We start from the raw sequence: 20,987 nt of genomic DNA on the forward strand, positions 1-20,987 counted from the left end.
AGGTGTTTTTGATCAAACTTTATCCCGCATTAATGGGCAGTAAAAGCCCGATTGGTTTAACTAATAATCAGTGGGGGATGAAGAAAACCCCCACTGATTAAAGTTTCACTTTATTTCAAAGCAACACTTCTTCATTTTCTTGTTCATATCGTTTGATTTCTTCACTCTTCTTACGTTTGTATAAAGTCATCTTCCGAAATAACTGTAAAGCCATGTCGTCTAAATAGTGCAGTTGTAACGCCGTACCCATTTTGTTTTTGTCCGTTAAACTCTCCTGTGTAAATGACGGAACTTCCGCAAGATGGACTGCGTTCTTTCAAAATTATATATTCTGGGTTTAAATCTTTGATTTGATTCAATGCCTCATAAGCACCCGCAATAAAGATTTCCGTCACATCATTTCCGTTTTGGTCTATTACTTTTGCAGTTCCGTTCAATACATCGTCACCGTTTCCACCGACAATTTCGGCAGGTGTACGAGGTGTTGGCAATCCGCCTAATACTTCCGGACAAATAAGAATCGTTTCTTCTTTTTCTAGCAGTTCTTGAATCTTTGTAACGAGATTATCATTTCCGTCATAACGACAAGCAATTCCAGCCAAGCATGCACTGATTACGATCATGTTTTCACCTCAGTTTGATGGATTTACTTTCATCATACAATAAAATCTTTCACCACTTTTCTGTTTTTCCTCTTATTTATACAGTGAAAGACTACCCATGAATAGTGGGATAAACAGGGGGATAAGCATGAGTAAATTATATACATTAATGAAAGAATATAGCGAGTTTCAAAGTAAAGAAGAGTTTAATACATATCAACAGCAAATTTTGACGCAGTATCAAGCTCATATGAATAAAACAGATTTTCTCGTAATCTGTTTGTTAGGAAGGTATGCGATAAACGAAAAGCAAAAAACGGTTGGTGTTGCATGTCCATTAATGGAAACAATTGCAGTGAAAATAGGGAAGAGTGTACGGACTGTACGCCGTTCGGTTGCAAAGCTTGAACAGCTTGGGATTATTAAGCGTGTGTTTACGAAAGAGAGGTATAAGCGCGGGGGATATAGTGCGAATTTGTATGTGTTTCGTAAACAGACAGTTGACCGCATGAGTGACCGTATGCAAATGACCGCATGTGAAAATGGCGAGAGTGCAGGAGAGTGTAAGAAGGAGCAGTTGAATGAGGAAACGGAAACTATTGTTTATGAAAACAATTTAAAGATACAACAGAAAATAAAAACGTATGATATGGACGAAACGTATTGCCGTCATGATATTCCAGTGCGATTTGTAGATGCGATTTCACCAATGTCTCGTCATCCACAAACAATTAATTTTACCTGGAGTAAAGTGGAACTCGCTTATAAAAAGAGCGGTTTATTTGAGCTAGGGTTGTTGTGGGAACAGATTATGAAGCATGATGATATACAAATGCAAATCATTAGGCGGACAAAAAGCGTTGTAAGGGCGTATAAGTACGGTGAGATTCGCAAAGATTTTGGTGCACTTTTATATGGTACGATGCAGGCATTATTTTTAGACATCGCATTAGAGTGGGGGGCGGCAGTGAGAAGGAACAGCGGGATTGTTTTATATAATCCATTTGAAAGTGTAAAAAGAAAAGAGTCATGCTTATGAAGCATAACTCTCTACTTTTAATCAAATTTTCGCACAGTCGGAACGCGAATGGCGATAAATAATACAAACAGAATGACAGCAATTGCACCGCTTTTCATAATCGTGACAATCGGTATCCCGGCAGCTAGTGCAAGTGAGGTAAGGGCATACGAAATAGGGATAAAGCCCATCGATGATAACATGAGTAAGCTCATGACTCGGCCCATCATTTCTTCTTTCACAGTTGATTGAATCATGGCCATTAACGGTACGATGGCCATTGCGATTGAAATACCGTAAAAGCAGCCTGCCAGAACTGCTTGCCAAAGTGTTGTACTAAAGTTAATAGATAAGAAGAAAATACCAGATAGCAGCATCATAATAATGCAAAATAAACCGCGTCGCCGATTAATATTTCTCAGCCCGACGATAACTGCACCAATGGCCATTCCCCCGCCAACAGCAGCTTCTAAGTAGCTAAAGTGGAGCGAGTCGCCGTGCAGTACATCTTTAATGAACAGCGGAAAACCGACTTGCATCGGTCCAATTAAAAATAAATTCAAAAAGGCGCTGCAAATAAGAAACGTTGATAAAAATGATGATTCTTTCACATAAAGGATGCCTTCTTTAATAGAAGTGAACATGCCTTTGTTTGGATTTGTTTCTTCTTGCACTGTACTTGTGTGAACTTTTTGGATGAGTATGGCAGCAATAAGTAATAATAAAATCGCTATCGTAAAAATTGTTTCATAATTACTGAATTTAATTAGTATTCCGCCAAGGACAGGACCAAGAATAACAGATGCTTGGTTTGTCATTTGCGTGAGTGAATTTGCTTGTGTAAGGCGATGTTTCTCTACGAGATCCGGTAAGATAGAGCCATCAGCTGACCAGAAAAAGGCATCAGCTAAACCAAAGAAGAGCGCAAAGAAAGCAAATGTGTATAATGTGACGTGCCCAACGATGAACCAAATGAGAATGACTGTTACAAGAAGCGCGCGCACAATATTAGAATAAAACATGATGTTTTTTTTCTGGAATTTGTCTGCAACGGCTCCGCCGATAATCATAAAGATTAGGCGCGGAACACTAAGGGCAACAAATACAATTCCAAGTGATGCTTCTAAGTTTAATGTCTTTGCTATGTACCACGTTTGCGAAAACGTAAAAAATGCTAAGGCAAAGCTTGAACATAGGGTAGCGCCCCAAAGAAAGAGGAAGTTTGTATTTTTTAATAAAGGCGTTCCCATTTCTTTTACAGCAAGTTTACTTTTATGTAATTCCTCCATATGAATCCCTTTCTGTCATATGTCTTTTTATCTTTGTTAACAGTTTCTAATTTTTCTATACAGATACTTTTCCATTGTATTCAAAAAAGCAGAATTTGCCCAGCGGATTTTTGAAGCATAAAAATAAGAAGGTGCCGAGGCATCTTCTTATTTTACACTTTAAACTAACGCAATATAAATATCAACTTGTGCATTATTTGGATCGAAAGTTCGTTTATCTAAGTAACTAAGTCAATACAGTAATAGTACAAGTGTGTATATTTGGTAGTAATTGACCATAATTACTTGTAAGAGGTGATTCATGTATGGAACAAAAAATAATATGTTTTAGTGCTTGTAGTTCAGAAGCTTATAAAAATTTTCAAGAATCCGTTGAGCAACCAGTATCAGTTAATCAATTGGGCAAAAATATTAAAGTAGCTATTCAAGAAGTTGATAGTTCTTTAGATTCTGTATCGATATGGGCTATGCGCTACAGCCCTAAAAATCAAAAGCTTTGGGAGAAAATTGATGAAGGCGATATTGCCCTTTTTTATGGAAATAGGAAATTTATTTCGTACGGTAAAATTATTAAAACGTTAATGTGTGAACAGACAGCAAAAAATATTTTTGGTGATACTATTTACAAGTTACTTATCATAATGGAAAAAAATAAAGCTGTAGATCAAAAAAGAGATAAGCTTTGGAATACATTTAAGTACTCTGAAATAGCTCGTATTCAAGGTATGATGATCCCAAATATAAAAGTGCAAAATGAACTTTTACAACTTCACAACAATAATATAAGTAGTTTATTAAATGACTTATTAGAAATAAAAGATAATGTAGGTTGATATTAAACTGTTCCATTAATAGACACTTCGAAAAAAGTTGATTAATTTTTCGAATGATTCTTTTGATTGATTAAGTACCTAATTATTTTGATATTTGCTCAAATTTCATATAGGTATTTACCGTATTTTGGAATTTATATCTTTTATGATTGTTTTTTTATAATAACAGCTTGATTTGCATAAGTCGTTTAGAGGTCATCACAAATATAGCATATCGCCTAAAACATAAAATACTGAATCCCACATATAAGAATATATCTAATATGTGGGATTCAGTATTTTATTGTGATTTGTCGCACTGTTATTGTATGTTAAAATAGTTTAGCCCATGAATTATCCGTTTGACAAATTATGAGGTGATTATAAATGTGGAACAAAGTTTTTAAAAATATGGAATTTGAAAACCTTCACAATAATGATAGCTTTGTAGGATTGGGAGATAGTGTAGATCTACTTAAGAAGGTTAATGATAAAACGATTGATTTAATATTTGCAGATCCTCCTTACAACATTGGGAAAGATTTTGGTAATAATAAGGACAAGTGGGATAATACTCATGAATACATTAATTGGTGCAAGCAATGGATTGACGAATGTTTCCGTGTGTTAAAGGATAATGGAACATTTTATTTTATGACAGCAACACAATACATGCCTTACTTAGATGTTTATATTAGTGAAAACTACAATGTACTATCTAGAATTATTTGGACATACGATAGCTCAGGTGTTCAGTCTAAAAAAATGTTTGGTTCACTTTATGAACCCATTCTTATGGTAAATAAGGACTCTAAAGCAGCTTATACTTTTAATGCTCAAGATATTTTAGTTGAAGCAAAAACGGGTGCAAAAAGAAAACTAATTGATTATCGTAAGAATCCACCACAGCCTTATAGTACTGAAAAAGTTCCTGGGAATGTGTGGGAATTTCCGCGTGTTCGATTTAAGATGGAAGAATACGAAAATCATCCGACTCAGAAACCAGAAGCTCTTTTGGAAAGAATTATAAAAGCTTCTTCTAATCCGGGTGATATTGTTTTAGATCCATTTTCTGGTTCGTTTACTACTGCTGCGGTTGCTGTTAAGAATGGCAGAAAAGCATTGGGGTTTGAGTTCAATAAAGACTTCTATTTAATCGGTTTGAGAAGAACAGGAATAACAGAAAGATATGACGGAATTAAATTAGAAAAAGATAAGAGTCGAAAAACAACCAATAAATCTAAAAAAGACCACGTAGTTAGAGAAGGTGACATTACTTCTGGAGTGGAAGAAATAGAACACCTTGAAATGTTTTCAGGAGCTAATTTAAAAGTCCGCTAAATGCGGGTTTTTAAATCAGCTCCTTTTTGGTTTCATTAAAACTAGGTTGGCATCTTATATCAATCTATTTTTAATGAATATTTCCTTCTACTTTTCGATATTATCCAGTTCCAGCGGTTCGGCTACTCGCATATCGAGCATCGTCGAAGGGTCTTTATCCCGCATTAATGAGCAGTAAAAGCTGGAGAAGAGCGGGGAAGAAAACTGCCCGTAAAAGCCCGATCGGTTCAACTAACCATCAGTGAGAAAAGCATCACTGATGGAAGTTTCACTTTATATCATGTCGAAGCGCCGATAAATCGGCGGACACGTAAAAAAGGGACTGATCTCAAAAGGCACTTACGTGCCTTTTGGATCAGCCCTATATTAAAACATGCTAGAACTATGCATTGGTTGCAGCTTCGCATTTGGATCGAAGTACGCTTTTGCATTGTTTACTGCTGTTGGCGCTTCGCCAAATCCGCATGCAATTAGTTTTACTTTTCCTTCGTATGTACAAATATCACCAGCTGCGTAAATACCAGGGATGTTTGTTTCCATTTTAGAGTTTACAACGATGCTGTTTTTTTGGATATCTAAGCCCCAGTCTTTAATTGGACCAAGAGAAGATACGAAGCCGTAGTTTACGATGACATCATCAACATCAATGACAACTTTTTCTTCCGTTTTCACATGTTGAAGTACAACTTGTTCAATTTTCTCTTCACCGATTAGTTCAACTGGAACGTATGGTGTTTTGACTTGTGCGCGAGAGTTCATTAACGTTTCAACGCTATGCTCATGTGCGCGGAATTTATCACGACGGTGAACAATTGTTACTTCTTCTGCGATTGGCTCTAACATCATTGTCCAGTCTACCGCAGAGTCTCCGCCGCCAAACACGACAACGCGTTTGCCAGCAAATTTATTCATATCCTCAACGAAATAGTGTAAGTTTGCTTTTTCGAATTTCTCTGTATCCTCTAATTCTAAACGGCGTGGTTGGAACGCACCGTTTCCAGCTGTAATGATGACTGATTTAGAGTAGTGTGTTTCTTTATTTGTTACAAGTTTGAACACGCCATCTGCTTGTTTTTCTAACGTTTGAACAGCTTCTTCTAAACAAACAGTTGGTTCGAACTTGCTCATTTGTTCTTTTAAGTTGTTAATGAGTTCTTGTGCACGAATTTTAGGAAAACCTGCAATATCATATATGTACTTTTCAGGATATAATGCAGATAATTGACCGCCGAGTTGTGGCAAGCTTTCGATAATTTTTACGCTTGCTTGTCTCATACCTCCGTAAAAAGCTGTGAATAGTCCAGTTGGGCCTCCACCAATAATAGTGATGTCATATACTTTTTGATTTTCTGTCACTGTTTACTCCCCCTATAATTAGGAAATTTTTCGTGATTCTCCTATATACACTCGTATGTATGTTATACGGAACTTCCGTGAACGGAGTGCAAGCGCACTCAAGACAAATAATATCATATTTTATAAAAAAAAGCGTTAGAAAACGACTGAATTGTGTATACACTTCGTATAGATTTGTTAGAAAAGAAAAACTAGCCAATAAGTGAGGTATATATTAATTGGTAATTATAACCATTTGTAGTTAATTGAATAGATTTATAGATAATGATTCCACATTTGAAGGTGAGAAGACAGTAATTGTCTCTTAAATTCTGAGCAAATAAGGGAATGTGAAAAAACTTAAAAAGACCTCGTTATTTTAAAATATTGATAATTCTACAATTGCTTGAAAAGTAAAGAGAAAACGACTAATATAGGAAAGTGACTTTGTTAATTTTTTGTGACAAATTTCGTAACATTTTTCAAACTTAATTTTTTTATTTTGTCTAGATTGTGAGAAAGTCTACATTCTTAGCATTTAAATTGTTTTAGCATTATTTTTGCTATTTTTACTATCTATATAAAGAAGATTAATTTTTTTATTTTGTCTAGATTGTGAGAAAGTCTACATTCTTAGCATTTAAATTGTTTTAGCATTATTTTTTATTATTTTTTACTATCTATATAAAGAAGAGGGTTGTGATTAGGGTGAAGAAGCCAAAAATCGTAGTTCTAGGCGCAGGTTATGGCGGAATGATTACTACTGTTCGTCTGCAAAAAACATTATCTGTAAGTGAAGCTGAAATCACATTAGTAAATAACAACAGCTATCATTATCAAGCAACTTGGTTACATGAAAGTGCAGCTGGTACGTTGCATCATGATAAAGTTCGCTTAGACATCAAAGATGTAATCGACACAAACAAAGTAAACTTCGTGCAAGACACAGTTGTAGAAATTAAAGCAGCTGAAAAGCGCGTTATCTTAAAAAATGGCGAGCTAGAGTATGATTACTTAGTAATCGGTCTTGGTTTTGAATCTGAAACGTTTGGTATTAAAGGATTAAAAGAGCATGCATTCTCTATTGCTAACATTAATGCAACTCGTCAAATCCGTGAGCATATGGAGTACATGTTCTCTCTATATGCTTCAGAAAAACGTGACGAGTTAGTTACAATCGTTGTCGGCGGTGCTGGATTTACAGGTATCGAGTACGTAGGTGAACTTGCAAACCGTGTTCCTGAGCTTTGCAAAGAGTATGATGTTCCTCGCGAAAAAGCACGCATCATCTGTGTTGAGGCTGCTCCAACAGCGCTTCCTGGTTTCGATCCAGAGCTAGTTGAGTACGCTGTAAAACAATTAGAGAAAAAAGGTGTAGAATTCCGCATCGGTACAGCAATTAAAGAAGGAACTGAAGAAGGTATTCTTGTTGCAAACGGTGACGATGTAGAATTACTGAAATCTGCAACTGTAGTTTGGGCTGCAGGTGTTCGCGGTAACGGTATTGTAGAAGAGTCTGGCTTTGAAGCAATGCGCGGCCGTGTAAAAGTGGACGAGTACATGCATGCTCCAGGTCATGAAGAAGTATTCATGGTTGGTGATGCAGCGTTAATCATTAACGAAGAAATTAACCGTCCATACCCACCAACAGCACAAATTGCAATTCAACAAGGTTATAACATTGCACATAACTTAGCTGTTCTTGTTCGTGGTAAAGGCGAAATGCAGAAGTTTGTATTCGATAACAAAGGCTCTGTATGTTCATTAGGTCATGACGATGCAATGGGCGTTGTAATGGGCAAAAAATTAACTGGTTGGAAAGCTTCATTCATGAAGAAAGTAATCGACAACCGTTACCTATTCATGCTTGGCGGACCTTTATTAGTTCTTAAAAAAGGTAAGTTAAAGTTATTTTAATACGTAATGTAAAGCAGAAATGGCTGTAAGCTGTTTCTGCTTTTTTTATTTTGGTTTTACTGAATATTCTAAAATAAGTGAAGACCTTTCACAAAGAGTACACATTTCCCAACATTCTCCTTTCGAAAGCTTTATCCCGCTATTCGCGGGCAGTAAAACCCCCACTGACGGAAGTTTCACTTTATAGTATAATGAAAGAAAAGAATGAATATTCTGTTCGTTTGATTGGAAGGGGTTTGCAGTGATGAGTAAGCGAGGAAATGTGTGGCTAGCGGTAAGTGGTCTCGTTATCACAGCAGATGGAAGATGGCTGGTCGTTAAGAAAAAATATGGTGGATTAAAAGGGGAATGGTCATTGCCCGCGGGTTTTGTGAACGAAGGAGAAACAATCGATCAAGCAGTGCAGCGTGAAGTATTAGAAGAAACAGGAATTGCCACAAGTGTAAAAGGAATAATGGGTGCACGATCTGGCGTGATACGCGGTGAGATTAGTGATAATATGATTATTTTTCTTTTAGAGCCAAAAGGAGAAGACATTGTCGTTCAAGAGCGAGAATTGTATGAGGGAGCGTTCCTATTTCCAGAGGATATTGTAAATGATGAAAATGCCTCAGTGTTAATTCGTTATTTGTTAGAAGCGATGCCAGCACCGCTTTTAAAAATGGACGAGACGTTAAATCCAGGGGAACAGTTTGATTATACGGTATATAACGTTTTTGTAGGAAGAGTAGATTGATAAGTAAGAAAGGGTGAAGAAATCATGAGCATACCTGTTTTATTAATCTCAATGATGTTATTTTTAGTCTTATTTTTTGGAATTGGCTTTTTATTAAATATGATTTTACGAGCAACATGGGTGATGGTCGTTGTATATCCGCTTATTTGTGTGTTTATTATTGATAAAGTTGATTTCTTCGATTATTTTGTACAGCCGAAAGAGGCTTTCTCTTCATTAGGAACAAGTTTTCTTCATCTTGGACAAGCTGATATTATGATTTTATCAACTGGATTAGTTGGTGCTGCTTTATCTGGTGTTGTGATCAAAACATTGCGGAAAAATGGGTATCAAATGTTTTGAGGATCCTTTCTTAGAAGCTTTTTTAGAGTTGTCTAGCTTCAGCGCTTGTCATTGCTAAACAGGACACTTACGTTTTTTATGCGTATTTTCTTCATCGTTTAGGGAACAATAACGATGAAGGAGTGTGAAAAATGATAAAACGATTTAGCATTCGCATGATGATGGTTTGCTTATTTTTAGTTGCATTATGTGTAACTTGGCAAGCTGTGTCAGGAATCTCTCTTTCTGAAATGATTCATATGTATAAGAAAAATGAAGTGAAAGAAGTTCACGCAGCTGAGCAAAGTGAGCAAGCGATTCCAAGTGCCACAGTCATTCGTGCTTTAGAGAATGAAAAAGATTGGTCAAAATATCGTTCGATGGAAGTTATGGCAACAGGATATACAGCTGGCAGAGAGTCAACAGGGAAGACAAAAGGACATCCTGAGTATGGGATTACATATTCCGGTGTAAAAGTAAAACGGGACATATATTCAACAATTGCGGCTGATTTGCGCGTATTTCCGATTGGAACAATCTTGTTTATTCCTGGCTATGGCTATGGTGTTGTAGCGGATAAAGGCGGTGCTATTAAAGGAAATCGACTTGATTTATATTATGAAACCGTGCAAGATGTATACAGTCAATGGGGAAAGAAGACAGTGAATGTTTACATTGTAAAAATGGGAAATGGAAAATTTACAGAACAAGAGTTAACACTTTTAAACGAAGCGGAACCGATGCAAGTGTTTCGCGGACAATATTTAAACCAACGATAGTCTAGACGCTTATAGCGCTAGACTTTTTTTTATTCTCTTGTCATCATGAAATAGAGGGGAAAGAAAATATAGCAAAGGGAGAGCATATATGGAAGACTATCCTTTAGCGTATTATGAGTTTTTCATAAAGTATAACGAAGGCGATTATTATACGTGTCATGACTTATTAGAAGAAATGTGGCTTGAAGATCGGGGGAATTTGTTTTTAAAAGGTTTATTGCAAATGGCAGTCGCTCAGTATCATTACAGCTATGGGAATATAAAGGGAGCACGAATGATGATGGAAGTAGCGGAAGAATATTTAACTCCATATTGCCCTGTTTATTGGAATTTGAATGTTGAAAAGGTCGTACACTTTATTCAATTGTGCCGCAAAATTTTACCGAAAGAGATAAATCGAATTCCATACGAGCAAGTTCAGAATTTGCCGCAGCTCCCAGAGTTTATTTTATATATGGAAGAAGTTTGAATTGTCGCATTTTCACGAAAATAAAGCTATAATAGAAACAGAAAAAATCTGGGGGTGCTAGCATGTTTCAAGTACAAAAAGAACTAGCAAGTCATGAAGCGGTAGTTGTTGCCTTATTTGAAGATGAGGTAATGAGTAGTTTTGTAAAAGAATTAGATCAAGCGTTTGATGGACATATACAAGTGCTATTAGGCGAAAAAGAAATTTCTCCGAAGAAAAAAGTGATTTCTAAAGTACATAGCTTAGGGAAAACAAATGTAAAGCGTTACTATTTTGTCGGTCTTGGCAAAAAAGACAGATGTACAACAGAAACATTGCGCGGTGCACTTGGAAAATTAGCGAGAACGTTACACGGTGCAAAAGTAAAAAATGTCGCATTTGTATTAGATTCATTCGTTACTGAAAAAATGGACGCAATTGATGTAGCGCATATTGCAGCAGAAACTTATTTACTTGGTACATATGAGTTAGTAACATATAAAACGGATAAAAAAGAAGCGCATCAATTAGAAAGCTTTGTTGTTGTTACAGAAGAAGATCCGCAAGAGATTGAAGCAGCATTAACGGTTGGTTATGTACATGGACGTGCTACAAATTCTGCGCGTACGCTTGTGAATTTGCCGCCAAACGTATTAACGGCAACTGCTTTAGCAGACTATGCAGTTGATCTGGCAGAAAAATATGATATGGACTATAAAGTGCTTGAGAAAGAAGAGATGGAAGAGCTTGGAATGGGTGCGCTTCTGGCGGTCAACCAAGGCTCCGCAGAACCGCCAAAAATGATTGCTCTTTTATATAAAGGTAAAGAAGAGTGGACAGATGTAATCGGCTTAGTTGGTAAAGGTATTACATATGATACAGGTGGTTATTCTTTGAAACCGCGCGAAAGCATGGTTGGTATGAAAGGCGATATGGGCGGCGCAGCAGCTGTTCTTGGAGCGATGGAAATTATCGGTGAGCTTCGCCCAGAGCAAAACGTAGTTGCGATTATTCCTTCTACGGACAATATGGTGAGCGCAACTGCATTTAAACCAGATGATGTGATTACCTCAATGAGCGGTAAAACAATTGAAGTATTAAATACAGATGCAGAAGGCCGCTTAGCATTAGCTGACGGTATTACGTATGCGAAAAAGCTTGGTGCAAATTATCTTGTTGATGTTGCGACATTGACAGGCGGTATTATCGTTGCTCTTGGAAACCATACAACAGGTGCAATGACAAATAACGAAGCATTTTATGAGCAAATGTTAGAAGCAGCGATGGAAACGGATGAGCCAATTTGGCAATTACCGATTTTTGAACGTGATAAAGAGCGTGTTCGTAACAGTAAATTTGCAGATTTAAATAACTCACCAGGACGCGATGGTCATGCAATTATGGCAGGAACATTTCTTGGAGAGTTTGCAGAGGATACACCTTGGGTACATTTAGATATTGCAGGAACATCTGATACAAAGAGCACACACGACTTAGGTCCAGCTGGCGGAACAGGCACAATGGTGCGTACATTAGCAACACTTGTTGAGCGTTTTGGGGAAGAGTAAATGAGGAAAGGATTGGCAGATGCCAATCCTTTTTTAGATGCTTGCCAGTGTTTTCCTTTCATAAACAAAGAGTTAAATGTTGTAAAAAGATAAAAAATATTTGAGGAAAGCGCTATTTTTTTCATATAATGGGATTATGCCTATTGAGAGGAGAAAGCAACATGAACTGGAAAAAAGAATATGAACGCTGGATTTCCTTTGCGAATTTAGATGCAGAGCTAAAGCAGCAACTAGAAGCAATGCAAAGTGATGAAAAGAAAATTGAAGATAGTTTTTATAAAGATTTAGAATTTGGTACAGGTGGTATGCGCGGGGAACTGGGTGCTGGCACAAATCGTTTAAATGTGTACACTGTCCGCAAGGCAACAGAAGGTTTAGCCCGTTTCATTGAAAACCAAGGTGAAGAAGCAAAAGCACGTGGCGTTGTTGTCGCATATGATTCTCGTCACAAGTCTCCAGAGTTTGCGATGGAAGTAGCAGCAACACTAGGTGCTCATGGCATTAAAACATATGTATTTGAAAGCCTGCGCCCAACACCAGAGCTTTCTTTTGCAGTACGTTATTTACATACATGCAGTGGAATCGTTCTTACAGCAAGCCACAATCCGCCTGAATATAATGGCTATAAAGTGTACGGAGATGATGGCGGGCAATTGCCTCCAAAAGAAGCGGATGAGTTAATTCATTATGTAAATGATGTAAGTGACGAATTGACAGTAGAGGTTGCTGATGTAGAGCAATTGAAACAAAATGGTCTCTTACAGATCATCGGTCAAGAAGTTGACGATGCATATTTAGAACAATTAAAAACAGTTATTCTTAATAAAGAGCTTGTGAAGGAAGTTGGACAAGATTTAAAAATTGTCTTCTCACCTTTGCATGGAACATCTAATATTCCAGCTCGCCGCGGATTAGAGGCTGTTGGATTTAAAAATGTAACGGTTGTGAAAGAACAAGAACAGCCAGATCCAGACTTCTCAACAGTAAAATCACCAAATCCAGAAGAACATGCTGCATTTGAATTGGCAATTCGGTACGGTGAAGAAATTGATGCAGACGTATTAATTGCAACAGATCCGGATGCTGACCGTCTTGGTGTAGCAGTTCGTAATCATGATGGCAAGTATCAAGTGTTGACAGGAAATCAAACAGGTGCTTTAATGTTGGATTACTTATTAACACAAAAGAAAGAACAAGGTATTTTACCGACAAACGGTGTTGTATTAAAAACAATTGTTACATCTGAATTAGGACGCACAATCGCAAAAGCTTACGGACTTGATACAATCGATACGTTAACTGGCTTTAAATTCATCGGTGAAAAGATTAAGCAATATGAAGCGAGCGGAGAATATGAGTTCCAGTTTGGTTATGAAGAAAGCTACGGTTATTTAATTCGCCCGTTCTGCCGTGATAAAGACGCAGTACAGTCTGTATTATTTGCATGTGAAGTTGCCGCATATTATAAAGCGCAAGGTAAAACATTATATGATGGTTTACTTGAAGTATTTGAAAAGTACGGATATTTCCGTGAAGGACTTGTTTCCTTAACGTTAAAAGGAAAAGATGGAGCAGAGCAAATTCAAAATATGATGACATCTTTCCGTGAAAATAGACCGACAGAAGTGGCTGGCTTAGAAGTAACGATTGCGGAAGATTATAAAGCGAGCGTTAGAACAAAAGTAAAAGAAGATGCGACAGAAGAAATTGAATTACCAAAATCAAATGTATTAAAGTATTATTTGGCAGATGGATCTTGGTTCTGCCTGCGACCATCAGGAACAGAGCCGAAGATTAAGTTTTACTTTGGTGTACAAGGAGATTCACTACAACATAGTGAAGAGAAGCTTGAAGCGATTAAAGAGGATATTATGAATCGTTTTTAATATGAGTAAAGAGGGGGGAATATTTTCCCTCTTTTTTTTATTTTATTTATGTTTCTATAATAAAGACAAGAAAGATTATGAGATAAGCATGAAATTTCTCTTATTCTGTGATAGAATTTTATATCGTGTGGGATAAGTATACGCTTTCAAATTGAAAGTTTAGAAGAATTACGTTTTATCTATACGTCAAGAATGGTGAGTTAATATCGGAATATTCGGAATGTTTGAAGAAGAGCCCGGAAGTGGCTGGTTGATTCAACTGATCATCAGTGCAGGAGAATTTCCACTGATGAAAGTTTTATTTTCTATCTAGGTTTAATTCATAAAAAGAGAGTTGAGTGTATGAAAGCATCTACTAAAAATTATGTATTTTTACATGCAGCCTTTTTTTTATACTCTATCATAATGGTGTATATGAAATGGGCGGCAAAATTTTCAGTTACTTCAATTAGTTTTTTCTTAGCTTACATGGGACTTATTATTCTTTTGTTTGGATATGCAATTATTTGGCAGCAAGTAATTAAACATTTTGAAATATCTAAAGCGTATTCACATCGAGGGATTATTATTTTATGGGGACTTCTATGGTCCGTAGTATTTTTTGGAGATGTCATAAAATGGAATAATTTACTAGGTGCAGCTATTATCATAATTGGAATTGTTGTGGTGACAAGAGATGAATAAATTTGTACTGCTTTATATTTTCGGGATTATTTTGGCGAACTATTCCCAAATTTTATTAAAAAAAGCAACGTTAGCTGTTTATGATAAGAAATGGAAGGAATATGTAAATCGTTATGTAATTATTGGATATTCTTTATTTGTGATAAATGCGGGTTTAAATGTAATTGCGATGAAAGGTGTCCCGTTAAAGCAAGCACCTGTTTTAGAATCGCTTAGTTATGTTGTTATTTTAATATTCAGTTGGTATTTTCTTGGTGAGAAAATCACGAAAAGAAAAGTAATCGGAAATATTATTATCATTATAGGAATTGCTGTGTTTTGTATGCAGTGAGAGGAGTGTATTTCTATAATAAGTAGTGTTAATTTAAGACAAATAATATAAATGGAGTGTTATGTTGTATGGTAAATAGGAAAAAGATACTTTTTTCTTTTTTTGTAGTTTTTTGTGCAGTTTTGTATGTATGCCTGACGGGATCTACTCATACTGTAAGCAAAAGTCTTGCTTATAGCAATTATAAGATGGTTGATTTAGCCGAGGGCGATGAATTACGACAAGAGTTTCATTTTGATGGGGAAAACCCAAAGAATTTGTTATTACCTCTTACAAGCGAAAGTTATCATAAAAATGCACTATTGGAGTATGAACTTTCGGTTAAAGGAAGAGTAGTGAGTAAAGAGACAATCGATTTGAACAAATGGGGTGGAGAAGACTATATTAAAGATCCTCATTTTAAAAGTAGTATCATAGTTCCTATTCCAAAAGATCTAGATAATGATGTTGTCTTAAAAGTGAAAATCGTGAAAGCGGAGAATGGTGAAAAAATTGGTATTCGTACTGGGGCATCATTATCATCAGATGGAAAATTGATTGTTAATGGTAAAGAAGATAAAGGACAAGCAGTAGCAGCTAAAATATTATACGATCAGCTGGATTGGCTAAAAATTAGACAAGCTACAATTACTGCATTAGTTGCCCTAGTTGTTTTAGCTTTAATTGGGAAAAATACAATTAAGAATTTTGTTGTTGTGGCTGGAGCAATGGGGATTATGTTTAGTTTTAATAATCCGCTGTTTGAAGCAACTGATGAGAATTTTCATTTTGCAAAAGCTTATGATATTAGTTTAGGGCATCTTCTGTCTACGAAACAAGGTGATAAAGTAGGCGTTAACTTGCCAGAAAATATAGATGACATGCCACGACCAAATCAATTTGAGACAACCTATGGATTGCTTGCAAATGGCGAAAGATACGATAGAGCTAAGAGCGAGGCTTGGGATACGTATACCTTTGCAAATAAAACAAAATTTGTCGAGCAACCGACAACGGCTGTTTATACACCAATTCCATATATTCCACAGGCTCTTGGTTTGTTTATTGCCAATATATTAGGTTTAAAAGCTTTTAGCGCTTTAATGTTAGGAAGAATTTTCAACTTAATTGTGTATATTGCCTTGACTGCAATGGCGATAAAAATAATTCCAAGATTGAAAAATACGCTAGCGTTTTTAGCTGCATTTCCGTTATTTGTATCATTAGCTGCATCATTTTCGGCTGATGCAATGTTGATGGGGTTAACTTACTTATTTATCGCTATTATATTACAGAAACTTATGTGTTCGGAAAAGGATGTATTACGAGTTAAGGATTTTGTTATTCCAACCTTGTTATTAATCCTTATTGTATTGTGTAAATTTACGTATTGGCCATTATCATTCTTAATGTTTTCATTTGTTGGACGAGACCTATTCCGTACGAAAATGCAAGGTATTACTTCTTTCCTTATGCTTGCAGGTATATCTGGTTTAATGATGAGTTCTTGGAATTTATTTGTAATGAAGTTTGTTGGAACAATTAATCCAAATGAAAAAATTAATCCAGTTGAGCAATTGAAATTCATGTTTGGACATCCAGTTGAGGCTATGAAAACATTCTTTGGAACTTTTGAAAACGGAATGAGTACGTGGCTGACCATGTTAAATCAAGTTGGATGGGTAACGCACTTACTGAGCGGTATTGTAATTATTAGTTTGGTTGGGCTTGTTATGACAGCAATCTTTGATTATACAGAAGATAAGTTTAAATTACGCAACTTCGATTATGGGATTTTTATTTTAACAAGTATAAGTATAATTGGACTAGTTATGTTAAGTTTATATTTGACTTGGTCTGAAGTAGGTGCAGATTTTATAAGTGGGCTACAAGGAAGATATTTCTTACCTATTTTACCAATTATATTGTTCATGTTTAATGAAAAAATGAATGTGAAACAGCATTCGGAGTTAACTGCACAAAGGTCAGCAAGGTTAGCATGTTGGATGTTGTTGTATGCAAATGTTTTTATGTTAGGTTATTTATATTAAAGTGGAGTGGGGGATTACTTTTGTTTAAAAAGAAGCTCATTATTATTCCTGCCTATAATGAATCAACGAACTTAATTCATGTTGTAGAGGATATAGAAACGAATGCACCGGATTTTGATTACGTCATTATTAATGACTGTTCAAAGGATGATACAGAGCAAATTTGTAAAGATAATAATTTTAACTACGTCAGTTTGCCAATTAATTTAGGAATAGGCGGAGCGATGCAAACGGGGTATAAATATGCGCAGCGCTACGGTTATGATATTGCTGTACAATTTGATGGTGATGGTCAACATGATGCTGCCTATTTAGGCGTTCTTCTTCAGACGATGGAAGAAAAACAGGCGGATATGGTGATTGGTTCACGTTTTATTAATAAAGAAGGCTTTCAGTCTTCCTTCACAAGAAGATTAGGAATTCGTTTCTTTGAAAAGTTAATTAAAGCTGTATCTGGAAAAATAATCACAGATGCTACTTCTGGATTTAGAATGGTGAATCGCGATATTATTAATGAATTTTGCGATTACTATCCAAAAGATTATCCAGAACCAGAAAGTATTGTTTCTGTATTAAGAAATGACTATAAAATAGAGGAAGCCCCTGTACTTATGCGAGAAAGAATCGGTGGCACATCTTCAATTGTAAATTACAAAGCAATTTATTATATGATTAAAGTGACACTTGCGATTACAATCGACAGATTAAAACCTAAACGAAAGGAGAATGCTTCATGACAATTCGCCTTCAAATATTAATTATTTTAGGTGTATTAGTAGGATTGATTATTTTTACAAACTTAGTGCGTAAAGAGAAATTAGACCTGAAGTATGTACTAACATGGTTTGGCGTTTTAATCGGTATTCTCATCATTGGAATCTTGCCAAAAACGATTAATGTTGTATCGGATTTATTAGGCGTTGCAACGCCAATTAACGCATTGTTTTTCTTCGGATTTATATTTGTAACATGTGTATTGTTCTTTTTAACGATTGTTGTTTCAAGATCTTCTGCTCGTATTAAAGAGTTGACGCAAATCGTAGCGATTCATCAGCATGAAAATGAAAAAATGAAGAAAAAATTGGATAACTATTATAAAGAAGAGAACCAAAAAGTGACTATGTAATAAAGTGAAATTTTTATCGTAGCGCTTTCCCTACTGATGGTTAGTTGAACGAATCGGTCCCTAACAGGAAACCTAACTTTTTGGATTGCTCAGGACTTTGAGTTGAGGGCTTATTGCCTATTAGAGTGGGATAAAGAGAACAAAAAGGAGTGAATCTTGTATTCACTCCTTTTTGCATGCGTGTAATTCAAACTCATTTAGGTGAATATAAAGTAGGAATATTATGATTATTGGTGATGTTTATATAATAATTAGGGTTGCTTCATTTTCTTACTATTTAAGTGGATTTTTTCGTTGGAAAAGTATAGTAAATTCTTATTTTATTGAAGTAAAAAGAATGAAGAAGTAACGGCAGGAGCATATGGTAATGCTAGAACAAAGCATGTTACATGATGTGCGCTTTTAGATATTAACTGTTTATTAAAGGAAAGTGACAAATAAAGGACAACTATAAAGTAACCTTGACGAATAAAGAAGCAATCATGTAGAATTTGTAGGAAGTGTCATTTTCGGTAAGTGAGAAACAAACATGTAAGAAAACTGTAATATGACACTCAGATTAATAGATATATAATATAGAAGTTGCGTTTTTTCTATAAGAGATGTCTTGTCAAGGAATAAAATGTATTCAATAAATATACTTTGACGGGGCAAATTAAAAAAATAAATATTTGTATAAATGCGCATATAAACCAACAAAGAAAGAGGTTATAAGCATGAAAAAGGTAAGAAAGGCCATTATCCCAGCTGCTGGTCTTGGAACACGTTTTTTACCAGCAACGAAGGCAATGCCAAAGGAAATGTTACCGATTGTTGATAAACCAACAATTCAATATATCGTTGAAGAAGCAGTTGCTGCAGGTATTGAAGATATTATTATCGTTACAGGTAAAGGAAAACGTGCAATTGAAGACCATTTCGATAATGCTTTTGAATTAGAGCAAAATTTATTAGAAAAGAAAAAGTATGAGCTACTTGAAAGGGTACAAGCTTCTTCTAAAATGGTGGATATTCACTATATCCGTCAAAAGGAACCAAAAGGTTTGGGCCATGCAGTATGGTGCGCGCGCAAATTCATTGGTGATGAGCCGTTTGCTGTATTACTTGGAGACGATATTGTACAAGCAGAAACACCTTGCTTAAAACAGTTAATCGATGAGTATGAAAAAACACTGTCATCCGTAATTGGTGTGCAAACAGTTCCAGAAGACGAAACACATCGCTACGGTATTATTGATCCATTAGAAAAAGACGGCCGTCGTTATCAAGTAAAACAATTTGTTGAAAAACCAGCACAAGGTACAGCACCTTCAAATTTAGCGATTATGGGCCGTTATATATTAACACCGGAAATCTTCCGTTTCTTAGAAGAACAACATATCGGTGCTGGCGGTGAAATTCAATTAACGGATGCAATTCAAAATCTAAATGAAATTCAACGCGTATTCGCTTACGATTTTGAAGGAAAACGTTATGATGTTGGTGAGAAACTTGGCTTTATTCAAACAACAATTGAAATGGCGCTGCAACATGACGAATTAAAAGAAGATTTACTACAAATTATGCAAAACCTTGTGAAAGAACAAGGAGAAGCGATTAAAAACTAATTATTGATAGATGTGTAAGATTAGACATAGTGAATTGGAGAATGAGGTATTCTAAGGAAAACATCCAATTTACTATGTCTAATCTGTGCTTATAAATTGTTCTTTACTTGGAAAATTTGAAAAAGAAAGGGGTACCTACTTTGAAGACCATTACAATTTTAGTACCGGCCTACAATGAAGAAGAAGTGTTAGATCAGTTGTATAGTCGGTTGACAGGAGTAATTGAGTCGGTGCCAAATTACGACTTTGAAATTTTATTTGTGAATGATGGAAGTAAAGATAATACATTAAATATTATTAAAGAGTTTCGAGTACACGATAAACGCATTTCTTATGTAGATTTATCTCGTAACTTTGGAAAAGAAACAGCAATGATTGCCGGACTGGATCATGCAATGGGAGATGCGGTTATCATTATTGATGCTGATTTACAAGACCCACCGGAATTAATCCCAGAAATGATTAAATATTGGGAGCAAGGCTATGATGACATTTATGCCAAAAGACGTTCTCGTGCAGGAGAATCTTGGGCGAAAAAATGGACAGCTGGGAAATTCTATAGCCTATTAAAGAAAACAACAAGAATCCCAATTCAAGAAAATACAGGCGATTTTCGTTTACTGGACAGACGCTGCGTGGAAGCATTAAAGAAAATTCGTGAAACACAGCGCTATACAAAAGGAATGTTCAGTTGGATTGGCTACAATAAGAAAGAAATTTTATTTGACCGTGATCCGCGTGCGGCTGGTGAAACGAAATGGAACTACTTTAAGCTAATGGATTTAGCAATCGAAGGAATCACATCCTTTACAACGTTTCCATTACGTCTTGCATCCTTCACAGGGTTTACCGTATCATTCTTTGCATTTTGTTACATGGTGTGGATTATTATTAAGACGATGATGTATGGTGAACCGGTAAGCGGCTATCCATCTATGATGACAGCGATTTTATTCATCGGCGGCGTACAGTTAATCGCAATTGGAATTATCGGTGAATATTTAGGACGTATCTTTAACGAAACGAAAAATCGTCCACTATACTTTGTAGATGAGTATAATGATGATAAAGTAACAAATTTGGATGAAAAGCCGACAGCAAAGTTATATCGCGTAGAAGATCATAAAGTAAAATCAAATCGTTAGGAGATTACAAAC

General features: G+C 35.8%; 20 protein-coding genes. 17 read left to right on the top strand and 3 right to left on the bottom strand.

Features of this window, described 5'->3' with window-relative positions:
- Positions 1-170: 170 nt before the first annotated feature.
- A complete protein-coding gene (locus tag ACTDJC_RS07495; protein WP_440603032.1) occupies positions 171-623 on the bottom strand; it encodes a DUF523 domain-containing protein in 453 nt (150 codons plus the stop codon).
- Between the two features lie 127 nt (positions 624-750).
- On the opposite strand from ACTDJC_RS07495, the gene ACTDJC_RS07500 reads away from it, so the two are divergent.
- On the top strand, positions 751-1,641 hold the full coding sequence (locus ACTDJC_RS07500) for a helix-turn-helix domain-containing protein (RefSeq protein ID WP_440603033.1): 891 nt from the start codon (positions 751-753) through the stop codon (positions 1,639-1,641).
- Positions 1,642-1,658: 17 nt separating this feature from the next.
- Here the strand turns inward: ACTDJC_RS07500 and ACTDJC_RS07505 are convergent, their stop codons facing one another.
- A complete protein-coding gene (locus ACTDJC_RS07505; RefSeq protein ID WP_440603034.1) occupies positions 1,659-2,909 on the bottom strand; it encodes an MFS transporter in 1,251 nt (416 codons plus the stop codon).
- A gap of 305 nt (positions 2,910-3,214) precedes the next feature.
- Here ACTDJC_RS07505 and ACTDJC_RS07510 point away from each other — a divergent pair, with 305 nt between their 5' ends.
- Together ACTDJC_RS07510 and yhdJ are read left to right on the top strand one after the other, a co-directional pair.
- Positions 3,215-3,742: a hypothetical protein gene (locus ACTDJC_RS07510; RefSeq protein ID WP_098309262.1), complete on the top strand. Its 528-nt coding sequence runs from the start codon at positions 3,215-3,217 to the stop codon at positions 3,740-3,742.
- A gap of 366 nt (positions 3,743-4,108) precedes the next feature.
- Complete coding sequence (gene yhdJ, locus ACTDJC_RS07515; RefSeq protein WP_440603035.1) at positions 4,109-5,062, top strand: adenine-specific DNA-methyltransferase; 954 nt, start codon at positions 4,109-4,111, stop codon at positions 5,060-5,062.
- A 366-nt stretch (positions 5,063-5,428) separates the two neighbouring features.
- Here yhdJ and ACTDJC_RS07520 read toward each other — a convergent pair whose 3' ends face one another.
- A complete protein-coding gene (locus ACTDJC_RS07520) occupies positions 5,429-6,418 on the bottom strand; it encodes an NAD(P)/FAD-dependent oxidoreductase (RefSeq protein ID WP_440603036.1) in 990 nt (329 codons plus the stop codon).
- 687 nt (positions 6,419-7,105) lie between these two features.
- On the opposite strand from ACTDJC_RS07520, the gene ACTDJC_RS07525 reads away from it, so the two are divergent.
- The 14 genes from ACTDJC_RS07525 to ACTDJC_RS07590 all read left to right on the top strand — a co-directional run bounded on the left by ACTDJC_RS07525 (position 7,106) and on the right by ACTDJC_RS07590 (position 20,975).
- Positions 7,106-8,314 (top strand): NAD(P)/FAD-dependent oxidoreductase, encoded by a 1,209-nt coding sequence (locus ACTDJC_RS07525; RefSeq protein WP_098309259.1) that lies wholly within the window; start codon positions 7,106-7,108, stop codon positions 8,312-8,314.
- Positions 8,315-8,558: 244 nt separating this feature from the next.
- Positions 8,559-9,050, top strand: a complete 492-nt coding sequence (locus tag ACTDJC_RS07530; protein ID WP_098309258.1) for an NUDIX hydrolase — start codon at positions 8,559-8,561, stop codon at positions 9,048-9,050.
- A 24-nt stretch (positions 9,051-9,074) separates the two neighbouring features.
- Entirely contained in the window at positions 9,075-9,392 is a 318-nt protein-coding gene (locus ACTDJC_RS07535) for a YuiB family protein (RefSeq protein ID WP_098309257.1), read from the top strand.
- A gap of 131 nt (positions 9,393-9,523) precedes the next feature.
- Positions 9,524-10,150: a 3D domain-containing protein gene (locus tag ACTDJC_RS07540; protein WP_098309256.1), complete on the top strand. Its 627-nt coding sequence runs from the start codon at positions 9,524-9,526 to the stop codon at positions 10,148-10,150.
- Positions 10,151-10,238: 88 nt separating this feature from the next.
- On the top strand, positions 10,239-10,619 hold the full coding sequence (locus tag ACTDJC_RS07545; protein ID WP_098309255.1) for a DUF309 domain-containing protein: 381 nt from the start codon (positions 10,239-10,241) through the stop codon (positions 10,617-10,619).
- Positions 10,620-10,681: 62 nt separating this feature from the next.
- A complete protein-coding gene (locus ACTDJC_RS07550) occupies positions 10,682-12,166 on the top strand; it encodes a leucyl aminopeptidase (RefSeq protein ID WP_440603037.1) in 1,485 nt (494 codons plus the stop codon).
- 161 nt (positions 12,167-12,327) lie between these two features.
- The gene (locus ACTDJC_RS07555; protein WP_440603038.1) at positions 12,328-14,052 is read left to right on the top strand and encodes a phospho-sugar mutase; all 1,725 of its coding nucleotides are present in this window, start codon (positions 12,328-12,330) and stop codon (positions 14,050-14,052) included.
- Between the two features lie 342 nt (positions 14,053-14,394).
- Positions 14,395-14,736 (top strand): EamA family transporter, encoded by a 342-nt coding sequence (locus ACTDJC_RS07560; RefSeq protein ID WP_098309252.1) that lies wholly within the window; start codon positions 14,395-14,397, stop codon positions 14,734-14,736.
- Positions 14,729-15,067, top strand: coding sequence for an EamA family transporter (locus ACTDJC_RS07565; RefSeq protein ID WP_098309251.1), 339 nt, complete (start codon positions 14,729-14,731; stop codon positions 15,065-15,067). Before ACTDJC_RS07560 ends, ACTDJC_RS07565 begins: the two co-directional genes overlap by 8 nt.
- 68 nt (positions 15,068-15,135) lie before the next feature.
- The gene (locus tag ACTDJC_RS07570) at positions 15,136-17,097 is read left to right on the top strand and encodes a DUF2142 domain-containing protein (RefSeq protein ID WP_440603039.1); all 1,962 of its coding nucleotides are present in this window, start codon (positions 15,136-15,138) and stop codon (positions 17,095-17,097) included.
- A gap of 20 nt (positions 17,098-17,117) precedes the next feature.
- Positions 17,118-17,834, top strand: coding sequence for a glycosyltransferase family 2 protein (locus ACTDJC_RS07575; protein ID WP_098309249.1), 717 nt, complete (start codon positions 17,118-17,120; stop codon positions 17,832-17,834).
- Entirely contained in the window at positions 17,831-18,223 is a 393-nt protein-coding gene (locus ACTDJC_RS07580) for a DUF2304 domain-containing protein (RefSeq protein WP_098309248.1), read from the top strand. Before ACTDJC_RS07575 ends, ACTDJC_RS07580 begins: the two co-directional genes overlap by 4 nt.
- A 716-nt stretch (positions 18,224-18,939) precedes the next feature.
- On the top strand, positions 18,940-19,830 hold the full coding sequence (gene galU / locus ACTDJC_RS07585) for a UTP--glucose-1-phosphate uridylyltransferase GalU (RefSeq protein WP_098309247.1): 891 nt from the start codon (positions 18,940-18,942) through the stop codon (positions 19,828-19,830).
- A 140-nt stretch (positions 19,831-19,970) separates the two neighbouring features.
- The gene (locus ACTDJC_RS07590) at positions 19,971-20,975 is read left to right on the top strand and encodes a glycosyltransferase family 2 protein (RefSeq protein ID WP_098309246.1); all 1,005 of its coding nucleotides are present in this window, start codon (positions 19,971-19,973) and stop codon (positions 20,973-20,975) included.
- Positions 20,976-20,987: the final 12 nt, after the last annotated feature.

The sequence above is a fragment of the Bacillus sp. GB_SG_008 genome, from assembly GCF_052038115.1.
In the GTDB taxonomy this organism is placed as follows: Bacteria; Bacillota; Bacilli; order Bacillales; family Bacillaceae_G; genus Bacillus_A; species Bacillus_A rhizoplanae.